This window comes from Nodosilinea sp. LEGE 07088 (assembly GCF_015207395.1).
In the GTDB taxonomy this organism is placed as follows: Bacteria; Cyanobacteriota; Cyanobacteriia; order Phormidesmidales; family Phormidesmidaceae; genus Nodosilinea.
Map to the genome: position 1 here is coordinate 1 of NZ_JADEWX010000183.1, position 11,186 is coordinate 11,186.

At 59.1% G+C, this 11,186-nt stretch carries 10 protein-coding genes; 4 read left to right on the plus strand and 6 right to left on the minus strand.

Features of this window, described 5'->3' with window-relative positions:
• Both IQ254_RS25975 and IQ254_RS25980 read left to right on the plus strand, forming a co-directional pair.
• Nucleotides 1–859, plus strand: an 859-nt coding sequence (locus IQ254_RS25975; protein WP_193969060.1) for a formylglycine-generating enzyme family protein, incomplete at its 5' end; no start/stop codon positions are given.
• A 477-nt stretch (nt 860–1,336) separates the two neighbouring features.
• Nucleotides 1,337–1,582, plus strand: coding sequence for a type II toxin-antitoxin system HicB family antitoxin (locus tag IQ254_RS25980; protein WP_193969061.1), 246 nt, complete (start codon nt 1,337–1,339; stop codon nt 1,580–1,582).
• A gap of 141 nt (nt 1,583–1,723) precedes the next feature.
• Here the strand turns inward: IQ254_RS25980 and IQ254_RS25985 are convergent, their stop codons facing one another.
• Nucleotides 1,724–2,410 carry a phosphoribosyltransferase gene (locus IQ254_RS25985; RefSeq protein WP_193969062.1) on the minus strand — a complete coding sequence of 229 codons (687 nt, stop codon included), beginning with the start codon at nt 2,408–2,410 and terminating at the stop codon, nt 1,724–1,726.
• Between the two features lie 581 nt (nt 2,411–2,991).
• Between IQ254_RS25985 and IQ254_RS25990 the strand changes: the two genes are divergently transcribed.
• Nucleotides 2,992–3,825 (plus strand): Cof-type HAD-IIB family hydrolase, encoded by an 834-nt coding sequence (locus IQ254_RS25990; RefSeq protein ID WP_193969063.1) that lies wholly within the window; start codon nt 2,992–2,994, stop codon nt 3,823–3,825.
• Here the strand turns inward: IQ254_RS25990 and IQ254_RS25995 are convergent.
• The 5 genes from IQ254_RS25995 to IQ254_RS26015 all read right to left on the minus strand — a co-directional run bounded on the left by IQ254_RS25995 (nt 3,746) and on the right by IQ254_RS26015 (nt 10,023).
• Nucleotides 3,746–4,567 (minus strand): polysaccharide deacetylase family protein, encoded by an 822-nt coding sequence (locus tag IQ254_RS25995; RefSeq protein ID WP_193969064.1) that lies wholly within the window; start codon nt 4,565–4,567, stop codon nt 3,746–3,748. The genes IQ254_RS25990 and IQ254_RS25995 overlap by 80 nt on opposite strands.
• 116 nt (nt 4,568–4,683) lie before the next feature.
• Nucleotides 4,684–5,595: an ABC transporter permease gene (locus IQ254_RS26000; RefSeq protein ID WP_193969065.1), complete on the minus strand. Its 912-nt coding sequence runs from the start codon at nt 5,593–5,595 to the stop codon at nt 4,684–4,686.
• A complete protein-coding gene (locus IQ254_RS26005; protein ID WP_193969066.1) occupies nt 5,585–6,547 on the minus strand; it encodes an ABC transporter permease in 963 nt (320 codons plus the stop codon). Before IQ254_RS26005 ends, IQ254_RS26000 begins: the two co-directional genes overlap by 11 nt.
• Nucleotides 6,548–6,550: 3 nt before the next feature.
• Complete coding sequence (locus tag IQ254_RS26010) at nt 6,551–9,088, minus strand: HD family phosphohydrolase (protein WP_193969067.1); 2,538 nt, start codon at nt 9,086–9,088, stop codon at nt 6,551–6,553.
• Between the two features lie 164 nt (nt 9,089–9,252).
• Nucleotides 9,253–10,023, minus strand: coding sequence for a hypothetical protein (locus IQ254_RS26015; protein ID WP_193969068.1), 771 nt, complete (start codon nt 10,021–10,023; stop codon nt 9,253–9,255).
• A 155-nt stretch (nt 10,024–10,178) separates the two neighbouring features.
• Between IQ254_RS26015 and IQ254_RS26020 the strand changes: the two genes are divergently transcribed.
• Nucleotides 10,179–10,886 carry a peptidoglycan-binding protein gene (locus IQ254_RS26020; RefSeq protein ID WP_193969069.1) on the plus strand — a complete coding sequence of 236 codons (708 nt, stop codon included), beginning with the start codon at nt 10,179–10,181 and terminating at the stop codon, nt 10,884–10,886.
• Nucleotides 10,887–11,186 lie beyond the last annotated feature (300 nt).

An 11,186-nucleotide genomic window follows, 5' to 3' on the forward strand; every position in this document is an offset into this window, starting at 1 on the left:
GTGGGCACCGCCCACCACCCCCAAGCCGCAGCCCAAACACCCCACCTGTAAGTTTGAGACGGTGACAGTCAATGACCAGGGCCAGGTGATTGCAAAAGCCACCAAAACGGCGGAATATCTCACCGAAGATTTGGGCAACGGCGTTTCCTTAGAAATGGTGAGAATCCCCGCCGGGCAGTTTTTGATGGGGTCGCCAGATAGTGAAGAAGAGCGCTCTGGCGATGAAGGCCCCCAACACCGGGTGTCGGTACCAGAGTTTTGGCTGGGCAAATACCCCATTACCCAGGCCCAGTACCAGGCGGTAACGGGACAGAACCCCAGCAAATTTTCTGAGAATGGGGCCAATCGCCCGGTGGAACAGGTCTCCTGGTACGATACTGTGGCGTTTTGCGAAAAGTTGTCGCAGCAGACGGGACGCACCTATCGCCTACCCAGCGAGGCCGAGTGGGAATATGCCTGCCGGGCGGGCACCACCACGCCCTTTTATTTTGGGCCAACGATTACACCCGATTTGGCCAACTATAACGGCAACTCCACCTATGGCAACGGGCCAAAAGGAGAATATAGAGAAAAGACGACCAATGTAGGCCGTTTTGCCCCCAATGCCTTTGGCCTCTACGACATGCACGGTAACGTTGTGGAGTGGTGTGCCGACCATTGGCATCATAACTATGCCGGAGCACCGACTGACGGCTCTGCTTGGCTGTCTAGCGATGATTCAGCGAGTCGTTGTTGTCGCGGCGGCGCTTGGGTCGACGCTCCGAGGATCTGTCGCTCCGCGTACCGCGACGCCAACGAGCCCGGCTTCGACGACATCAACTTCGGTTTTCGGGTATGTTGTTCGGCCCCCAGGGCTTAGGTTGCCCTTTACCCTTTTTCCCTCTTGCCCTTTGCCGATTTTTTAGGGCCTTTTCCCCGGCGCGCAGCGCCTCAAAATTTTTGTCGCGAGAAACCGGGTTTCTGAGCCACGGCAGAGGCTGGTGGCCACGCAGAGAAGAAACCCGGTTTCTGGCCGAGGATGTTTGAAAAGTCCTATTTTTTGTAGCGAAAGTGAAGATCCCCCTAAATCCCCCTTTTTAAGGGGGCAGGGGGGATCAGCCGGTGACTAAAGCTACAGCGACCCACTTTTCAAACACCCTCTCATACCCAATCCTGTCTGAATACCCCCGGTTCGTAGGGGCATAGCATGCTATGCCCCTACGAGGTTCCTGATTATGAATCGGGGTTTCCCAAATCGGATTTCGTATTAGCTGTTGGTTGCGATGAACTATCGAGGATCTGCCCCACGGCATTTCATCCAGGTATGATCGCTATAGAACCTCATCACAAGCATCCCATGCTGACTCGCTACATTCAGGCGGCAATGCACCAGGCTACCTACGAGCTGTTAGAAGATGGCACCTTCTACGGCGAAATCCCTGCCTGTCAGGGAGTGTGGAGCAACGCCGACAATCTAGAAGCCTGTCGCGAAGAGCTGCAAGATTCCCTGGAAGAGTGGATTGTCCTGGGTTTGCGGCTGGGGCACAGCCTACCAATAGTTGACAATATCAATGTCAATCTCAGCACTGCTGAGGTGGCTTGATGCCTGCTCTCGGCCCCATCAAACGCAACGATCTAATTCGCTACCTCAAAATGCTCGGTTTTGAAGGCCCATATTCTGGGGGTAAACACCAATAGCTAATTTGTTTGCGTCTAGATCAGCCTGGTCTCTGAGCCAGCGAACTCATTCCTCAAATTCCCCGTTGCCATGCCCCGCTGGGGTGGCCAACAACTGGCGCACATCGGCATCGGTGGTGGGCGAAAAATCTTCGTACCAGTAGCCGATCGCATTCAGGGATTCGGGCAGCGTCACACACACCACCTCGTCGACCTCATGGCTCAAGGCCTCGCAGGTGGCGGGCGCGGCCACCGGGGTCGCCACCACGAGTTGGGCAGGCTGCTGGGCCGCAATCACCGCGATCGCCGCCCGCATCGTCGCCCCAGTGGCAATGCCATCGTCCACCAAAATGACGGTGCGATCGCAAATTTGAGGCAAAGGCCGATCGCCCCGGTAGGCGCGATCGCGGCGCTCTAGCTCGCGTTGTTCCTGGGCGGCAATGGTGGCGATCGTGGGGATAGAAATCTGGAAGCGGTGAATGATGCCGTAGTTGAAGACACGCACGCCCCCCGATGCGATCGCCCCCAGGGCCAGTTCTTTGTGCTCGGGCACCCCCAGCTTGCGCACCAGACAGACATCCAGCGGCGCATGGAGAGCCTGGGCCACCTCATAGGCCACCGGCACCCCCCCACGCGGCAACCCCAGCACCAGCACATCGGGCCGATTGGCATAGCCCTGTAGCCGATCGGCGAGCTGCCGTCCGGCATCGGTGCGGTTTTGGAAAATAATGTTGGGGGCAATGCTGGGGGGCATCGTTATGCAACCGCTCGATCCCTCAGAACGGCTCCTGCCGAGCAATATCACGGGTGATGTGTCTCAGGGGTCTCAATCGATCAGAAGTATGACCATCAAAAGTGTGGCCATCAGAAGTATGGCTATTCCGCCATTATTTTGGGGAGAAAAATGGGTGATGAGGCCCAGATGTTGGTCGCCAGATAGATAGTTTTAGCAGTATCTCAGAGATAGAGAAATATCTATCTACCTAAACAATGTTCCTATCTATAATTCTGTTCTTTAATGGTAAATCCAAACAATAACTCTGGAGAAAGTGTGTAAAGAAGTATTGATGTATTCCAGGCCTGAATCGTCCTTAAGGTGGATGGAACAGGGCTAATAGGAGGTTTTGGCCAGTAGTGAGAAACCATATATTCTCTAGTCAAAATATAGTGACTTTTGCCAGATCATCGCGCCGATCAGGGATTCGATGATCTCCCCAAGATCGGGCGCTCATGGCTGTGGTAGTCTCCTGGCTAACTCCAAGTCAGCCGGGTGTTAAACAACAATTGCCCTCTCGCCAGAGATAATAGACGCGGAAACCTCAACGGGCTCACCCCATGACTGCCGACATTCGTTTACTCGTGCTCGATATCGATGGCACCCTGGCCGGAGAGTCTAACCAGATCAACGCGCCGGTGCTGGAGGCGATCGCCCAGGTGCAGCAGCGGGGGATCGCAGTGGCGATCGCCACCGGGCGCATGTACCAGTCGGCCCTGCGCTTTCACCAGGTGGTGGGGTCAGATCTGCCGCTGATGGCCTACCAGGGGGCGTTTATCAAAGACCCCAAAACCCAACAGCTCTATCGCCACATGCCCCTGCCCCGCCAGCTGGCCCTAGAGCTGTTGGCCTATCTGGCCCCCATGGAGGCCCGCAATGACCTGTCGATTCATCTCTATATCGACGACCAACTCCACGTGCGGGGCATTGTTGACGACACCAAGGCCTACGCTGAGCGATCGGGCGTCGAGCCCTTGGCGGTAGGTGACCTGGCGGCACTGCTGACAGACAATGCGGCGATCGAAACCACCAAACTGCTGACCCTGAGTGAAAACGTCGATTTGCTCGGCGACATTTTGCTCCAGCTGAGCCAGCGCTACCCCACCGAAGACCTCTACCTGACGCGATCGGTAGAGCAGTTTTTTGAGGCCACCCACCCCAAAGCCAACAAGGGCGAGGCGGTGAAGTATGTGGCCGAAGAGCTGCTGGGGCTGACGCCCGACCAGGTGATGACCATTGGCGATAACTTCAACGACCTCGAAATGCTGCGCTACGCGGGCATTGGCGTCGCCATGGGCGATGCCCCCGACCCGGTTAAGCAGGGGGCCGACTGGGTGGCTCCGGGGGTGGAGGCTGATGGGGTGGCGGCGGCATTGCAGAGGTTTCTGCTGTAGTGCCCTCGGGTGTCGTGTCCTCGGTCGCTATGGGGGGGGTGAGACTGTCGTATAGCTCCGAGAGGGTAACCGTGCGCAAGCCCTGGTGCTCGATGAGTGTCAGCAGGGTGGGCAGGGCCTGGGCGGTCTGAACACAGCGTTCTAGAGAGCCGCCATGCATGACAAAGATCGCCCCCGCAAAGATAAACTGCGCCAGATACCAGGTGTTGAGATTGGGGGTACTGAGGGGGCGCAGGGTGTCAAACGGAATCATTGAGGCCAGGGCGATCTGGGATTCGTAGCCGGGGGTGAGCTTGAGCCGGGCCACCATGTCCTGGTTGTAGAAGCCCCGCCCGGGGCGATACCAGCGGATTGGCTGCTGAATCAGGTTGGTAATGCGATCGTGGGCCTCTTGAAAGTGGCGGGCGAACTGGGCCGGCTGCAAAATGGCGGGGGTGGTATCGCTGGTGCCGTGGTTGGCGATCTCGTGGCCGCTGGCCAGAATATCTTGCAGAATAGTGCTGCCCGGGTTGAGGTGGTCAGTAATGATAAAGAAAGTGGCCCGCACCGGGTGCTCGGCGGTGCGGTTATAGGTATCTAGCGCCTTCAGAATCAGCCGGGTGGAGACGTCGTCGCGATCGCCCGGTGTTGGCACATCGTCGATGGTCAGGGCGACCAGGGGCTGGCTGGTAGGGGCATAAAACAGCGCGTCCGGAAACAACCGGGCGACCTGGGTGAGAAGCTGCTGTTGAGGAAGAACCATGAACGCCAGCGCAGAGAAAGACGGTGTCAAGCCGATAGCCCTTAGTCTACCGCTGGGGGGAAAGCGATCGGGGGGATGGGGGTGATAAACAGATGACTACTTCCCACCTGCTTCCTTTACCGACTCGCCGGGTCCAAACAATCTCGCAGGCGATCGCCCAATGTATTGATACACAGGACGGTGAGAAAAATCGCCAAACCGGGGCTGAGCACCAGGTAGGGAGCGCTCTCAATATAGTTCTGAGCATCAAACAGCATGCGGCCCCAGGTCGGCACATCGGGCGGAAAGCCCACCCCCAAAAAGCTCAGGGTCGATTCGGCCAGCAGGGCATTGCCCACCCCCAGGGTCGCCGCCACAATCACCGGGCCGAGAATGTTTGGCAACAGGTGGCTTTTGACGATGCCCCAGGGGCTAGCCCCCAACGCCACCGCTGCCTGTACAAAGGTGCGCTGCTTCAGGCTGAGGAAGCCAGCCCGTACCAGACGGGCCACCGCCATCCAGTTGAGCGCCCCAATCACCACCACCACCAGCAAAAAAATTCCCCGCTCTGGCCCCAGGGTACGGCGCACCGGGTCGCCAAACAGATAGACCACCAGCAGCACTAGCGGCAGTTGGGGCAACGCCAAAAACAGATCGGTGAGTCGCATCAGGCCACCACCGACCCAGCCGCCATAGAAGCCTGCCAATGCCCCAATGCTCACCCCCAGGCTAATGCCCACCAGGGTGGCCGCCAGCCCCACCGCCAGGGAAATGCGCCCCCCAATCAGCAGCCGGGCCAGCTGGTCTTGACCCAGATCGTTGGTACCCAGGGGGTGGGCCAGGCTGGGGGGCGAAAAGGCGCGGCTGAAGTCAATGGTGCTGGGGGATCCTGGATATAGGAACGGGCCAACGGCGATCGCCGCGATCAGCAGCCCCAGCACCGCCAGGGCCAAGCGCGCGGTCGGGTCATGCCACAGGCGGCCCCAAACTCGATTGTTGTCTTGGCTGGGGGCGACGCCGCCCGGAGCCAGGTCTGGGTTAATGGCCATAGCGCACCCGTGGGTCAATCACCCCGTAGAGCAGGTCGGCCACCAGGTTGAAGGCGACAACCAGCACCGCGTAAATAAAGGCAATGGCCATCACCACCGGCGTATCGCCCCGGTAGATCGACTCAATCAGCAACGCCCCAATCCCCGGTACCCGAAACACCTGCTCGGTCACCAGCGCCCCCGTAAAAATCGTCGGAATATCCAGCGCCACCAAGGTCACCACCGGAATCAGCGCGTTGCGCAGCATGTGCAGCGTCACAATCCGCCAGCGCCCCAGCCCCTTAGCGCGGGCCGTCTTGACGTAGTTCTGGGGAATTTCTTCAAGCATCGCTGCCCGCACAAACCGCAGCAGCACCGCCGTTTGAAACATCACCAGCGTGGCGATGGGCATGATCGACTGCCGTAACCACTGGCCAAAACTCTCAATATCCGTCACCACCAGCGTGTTGTCGTAGATAAAGGGTAGCCACCCCAGCCGCACGCTCAGCACAATGATCAGCACCAGCCCGGTAAAAAAAGGCGGCGTCGAGAACCCCATAAACGCCACGGTCGTAATCGCCCGATCTACCCAGGTATTGTGGCGCAGAGCGGCAAAAATCCCCAGGGGTAGCGCGATCGCCACGCTGATCAGGTAGGCGACGCCAATCACCCACAGCGTTACCGGCAGCCGTTGGGCAATCAAATCGGCCACGGGCAGGCGGCTGGTAAAGGAATAGCCCAGATTGCCGCTAAACAGCGCCACCGTCCACTTCAGGTAGCGAATGGGAATGGGTTGGTCTAGCCCCAGCGATCGCCGAATATTCTCCCGCACCTCCGGCGTAATCGCCGGATTCGTCGCCAAATCACCCAGGGGGTTACTGGGCGACAGGGCCAGAATAAAAAATATCACCGCGCTAATGGCCAGCAGAGTGGGAATCGCAATCAGGAGTCGTTTGAGTAGATAGCCGAGCATTGCCTACCCCGCCTTCGGAGCCAGGGCCGCCTTCGGGTAGGCAATGCGCTTGTGGTTATACTGCTGCCACACCTGCACAAAGATTTCGGCAATGAGGGCCATATGGTCGCGGGTGAGACCCGAATCAACCAGCTGGCTATCTTTCCAGCGGGCGCGCAGAATCCGGTTTACCATGGCCAGGGCTTCGTCGGGGGTGGCATTGGTGAGCGATCGCAGCGCCGCTTCACAGGAGTCGGCCAGCATCACCAAGCCAGTCTCAGGCGACTGGGGAATAGGGCCATCGTAGCGGAAGTCCTCTTCTTTCACGACCAGGGTCGGATCATCCTTGGCCATTTCCCCGGCCTGGTGGTAGAAGTAGCTGATCAGCATGGTGCCCTGGTGCTCGGGGATAAAGGCTTGCACGGCCTTGGGCAGGCGACAGCGGCGGGCCATGACAATGCCCTCGGTGACGTGTTTTTTAATAATGCCGGCGCTGAGCCAGGGATCGTTGAGCTCGTCGTGCTTGTTGGGGCCACCCATCTGGTTTTCGATAAAGCCCTGGGGGTCATGCATTTTGCCGATGTCGTGGTACAGCGTGCCAGCTCTCACCAACTCGACGTTGCAGCCCAGGGCGCGGGCGGCAGCCTCCGATAGGCTAGACACAAACACGGTGTGCTGAAAGGTGCCCGGTGCCTCCGATGCCAGTCGCTTCAGCATGGGGCGGTTGGGGTTTGACAGTTCGGCCAGGCGAATGGGCGTCACCAGGTCAAACAGATGTTCTAAATAGGGGCTGAGACCCAGAGCGGCGATGCTCGATATCACCCCGTAAATGCCTTGGAGTGCTGCTCCGGTGAGTATCCCCGACCAGGCCGTCAGCAACGACACCGGACTGAACATCAGCGTCAGGATCAGATAGACCACGCCCTGGGTGAGGCCAACGCCGCCGCCCAACAGAGCCAACTCTTCGCGCGATCGCATGCGCCCGGCCAGCAGACTACACACAAAGGCCCCCGCTGCCCCAGCGATAAACGAAATGCCGCCTACCGTCGAGCCGATGGGCAGCAGCACCGCCACCAGTACGACCAGACTGCCACCCAGTACTGGGCCGTAGAAGCTGCCCGCCAATAGGCCAATGGCGGGTAGCCCGTAGGCGGCCACGCCGACCATTTTCATTACCCCAGTGCTGACTACCATGGCGGTAATCAGCAGGTAGTCTTGCTGGCGCAGCCGCTGGGGTACCCAGCGCTCAATCAGCAGAAAACTGCCGACCCCAGCCGCTACCAGGCCACCAAACATGGCTAACCCCCAGTAGTTAAAGCGCCGCTGGCTGAGGTTAAAGGTGTCAAGCAAAACAAAATTGCCCTGGGTGATGGTGTCACCAGCCTCGACAATTAGTTCTCCCTTCTGCACCTCCACCTGCACAGGTTTGACGGCCTCAGCCGCCATGTCGGCCTGCATGCGGGTGCGATCGGTGTCTTCTACCAGATTGGCTTCGAGAGCTGAGAGCAGCAGGGTTCGAGTGAACGGCTCAATGGAGCGGGGCACAGCGACCTTAAGTTGTAGATGGGCTGCTCGATCCAACACCTCGGGCGGCAGCCCAGGAGCAATACCCTGGGCCAGCATGCGCTCTGCGGCCAGGTGAACTTCGGTCTCAACCCTGTTCCAGTCTTGGATCGATAGCTCAAATAACTGAGGCGATTCTGCGACTCCCTCGATCTGGGCCGTCAGCAGGGTGAGGTTGGCTAGCGCTTGCTGATAGCCCTGGCGAGCCGTCTCGACGGCATTGAGCAGTTGACCAAACTCCTGGCTGCTGGTGCGCTGACCGTAGGCCCATAGCTCGCCTAGGGCAGTGCGTTGGTCGGGGGTGAGGGTTTGGTTGCGCAGTAGCGCGTCAAGCTCAATGCGCTCTCCTCGAATACCCGGTACAGAATTGTTGTTGGCCAGCGGATCGACAATGCTGCGGAGCTTGAGCCAGGTGGCATCGTCAGAACTGCGCAGATAGAACTGCACCTGGGTCGACAAAATGCCTCGGGAGACAAAGGGCACCGACCCGGCCTGGCGACGGACATCGCCCACCTGGCCCGTCAGGTTGTTGAGCGATCGCAGGATCGCTTCATTGGTCTCAGACTCTACTCGCAGCACTCGCAAGGCACCATTACGGGCATCGCGGCGGCGTTCTTCGGTGGTGGTTTTATCTTCCACCCGGGCATCGTCGGGGGCAAAAATGCTGCTGGGAGCAATGCTACCTACCTGCAGCCCTGGTTGATTGTAAAAACGCTGCCCTAAAATGGCGGTCAAGCTCAGCACCGTAAGGACAAAGGCCAGGCGGGGATGGCGAATGTTTTTGCGTCGGCGCAGTGGGCGGCAGGGCAGCGATCGCTCGGTGGGCAGCAGGCTCAGACGAGGCGGCACAGGGGCGATCTCACCCTCATGGGAGGGCGCAGGGCCCAAGCTTGAGGGCGAGGGGCGGCGGAAGGAGCGAGTGATCAGTGATTTGAACGCCTTGTGGTCTAAGACCCAGAGGCGTTCGACCGCAGCCACAAGTTCCTGAATTGCCTTCATAGATTAAGACAGCTAGAGGGGGTTGGGCAGAGGTCGGGGAACCCCAAAGAAAATGGCCGGAGAGCACCTGCTCCCCGCATAGGCATTAGGGCTGTTCGCCCGACTCAGGAACTCTCTCCGACTATTATAGGCCGGCAGCTCTAGTCAGCGATCCGTTTCTGGGCTCAAACCCTGATGCTCACAGGCGCGACAATGGGGCCGCGCCCCGCCCAACGATGGTGAAGAGCGGTTGCCAATGCCGTTAAGCTATCGCCATCGACTCCCTGCCAGGGGTCTAGAGCGGCGGGTCGGTATTCGAGCAACCACTGCTGCCGTAGCCTGCTGCCCAGGCTGGCCCGCCCCTGAATCAATCCGCTTAGCCAGCTGGCCAGGGCAATCTCTGCAGATGTCCAGCCCTGCTGCTGGGCTACCCTGACCGCTATTGCCACCTGCCCCTGACTTTGGGCTACCAGATCTAGGGCCTGGTTCAGGCCAACCGGTGACGTTTTCGCCAGGCTAAACTCCCTCTGGAAGAGCGGATAATGCCCCCTTGTCTGGCACAGCACCCCAAATAGTTTGTCGCAGGCCTCAGCGGCGGCGGCTGACAGCCCCAGGGTTGCAATCCAGCGGGTTATTGGCTGTCGGTGATGGCCCTGGGCATCGGCATACATCCATAGATAGGGGAGGGCGTTGACCAGTACTACCGCCGTGCTGGGCAGTGCTTGAAAATGGGTACCCCAGCCCTGGGACAGGGACTTGCCGCTGGCGCAGGCCTGGGTTACCCGGAGAAAGCCCTCTTGCCAGCCCTGATGGGGACTATTGTCTGGTCTCGAAGGGGAGTTGGCAACCCAGCGATCGCAGATTACCGTGGCCTCTAGGGCGGCCACCAGGCGATCGCCCAGGGTAGCCGCCTGCCCTAGGACGGGTTGCCAATAGGTGTGTCGATTCATAGTCATGGTGCTGTGCTCAAGGGAATCGGCCATCAGGTGTTACAGCATATTGAAGGCGTCACAGTATCTTTAAGAGGTGAAGTGGCCCATTTGCAGGTAGCAATCCTATAATGCTTGCTGTCAAACCCGAGCTATCGTTTCCCTTGTCTGGAGCAAAGTCTATGTTCTGCGTCTCCCCAGTGATCAAACGGACGGCCCCAGGCTGGGTCGATGCCAGAGTTTGGGGAGTAGCGCTAGCCATTGCCCTGGGTAGCAGTCTGCTGGCTCCTCCGAGCTTAGCCCAATCTGCCGCTGAAGATGAGCCGTCTTCGGGCGGTGCGGCTTATCCCACGGTGAGCGGTGGCCGGATTGTGCGGCCCACAATTCAGCTGGGTAGCCAGGGCGAATCGGTGCGAGAGCTACAGTCGATGCTGCTGCTGCTGGGCTATTACCCTGGCCCGGTGACGGGAATTTACGAAGAAGAGACAGCGACAGCCACTCGTCGGTTTCAAACCGCAGCCGGGATTACTGCCGACGGCATTGTGGGGCCTGCCACCTGGAGTCGCCTCTTTCCTACGCCCCCGGGTGAAGCCAACCCGCCCACAGGTACGGCCCCCGCAACGGGTGGCAATTCGCAGCCGACGACCCCGCCGACCAACAGCGCCAGCGCTACGCCCTCGACGACGGCGCTACCGGTGTTGCGTCCTGGCATGGAGGGCGATGTGGTCAAACAACTCCAGCAGCGTCTGCGCAGCGAGGGATTTTATAGCGGAGCGATTGACGGGATATTTGGTAGCGAAACCGAAGCCGCCGTGCGCCAGGCCCAATCAGCCAACGATCTCACCGTAGACGGCATAGTGGGGCCAGCTACCTGGGGCGTACTGAACTGAATCTTGCCCATAGTTGGAGTTGGGCGCCGACTTCTCGACATTGTGTGCAGCTGGTGCTGACTCACGCTACAACGCTCACGTTATCTAACGCTGTAAATGCTCTGGCGAGGGCGTCAACCGCAGCTCGTCAAGGGTGCTGGGAGAAAATCCTTTAAAGAATTAGCGCTGCCTAACTGGACAGTGGGAAGTTCTCTGTCCAGTGACGAGCCGCCAAGAAAAACGGACATGGGTTAAGTCAAACGACCCGTCATGCCCGAAACTGGCTGATATAGAACGTTTCAGCCAGCAATATTATGGAGC

Excerpts from the sequence above, each read along its gene's own strand:
- IQ254_RS25980 (WP_193969061.1), top strand. The coding sequence starts at position 1,337 with ATGCTGACTCGCTACATTCAGGCGGCAATGCACCAGGCTACCTACGAG.
- IQ254_RS25985 (WP_193969062.1), bottom strand. The coding sequence starts at position 2,410 with ATGCCCCCCAGCATTGCCCCCAACATTATTTTCCAAAACCGCACCGAT.
- IQ254_RS25990 (WP_193969063.1), top strand. The coding sequence starts at position 2,992 with ATGACTGCCGACATTCGTTTACTCGTGCTCGATATCGATGGCACCCTG.
- IQ254_RS25995 (WP_193969064.1), bottom strand. The coding sequence starts at position 4,567 with ATGGTTCTTCCTCAACAGCAGCTTCTCACCCAGGTCGCCCGGTTGTTT.
- IQ254_RS26000 (WP_193969065.1), bottom strand. The coding sequence starts at position 5,595 with ATGGCCATTAACCCAGACCTGGCTCCGGGCGGCGTCGCCCCCAGCCAA.
- IQ254_RS26005 (WP_193969066.1), bottom strand. The coding sequence starts at position 6,547 with ATGCTCGGCTATCTACTCAAACGACTCCTGATTGCGATTCCCACTCTG.
- IQ254_RS26010 (WP_193969067.1), bottom strand. The coding sequence starts at position 9,088 with ATGAAGGCAATTCAGGAACTTGTGGCTGCGGTCGAACGCCTCTGGGTC.
- IQ254_RS26015 (WP_193969068.1), bottom strand. The coding sequence starts at position 10,023 with ATGACTATGAATCGACACACCTATTGGCAACCCGTCCTAGGGCAGGCG.
- IQ254_RS26020 (WP_193969069.1), top strand. The coding sequence starts at position 10,179 with ATGTTCTGCGTCTCCCCAGTGATCAAACGGACGGCCCCAGGCTGGGTC.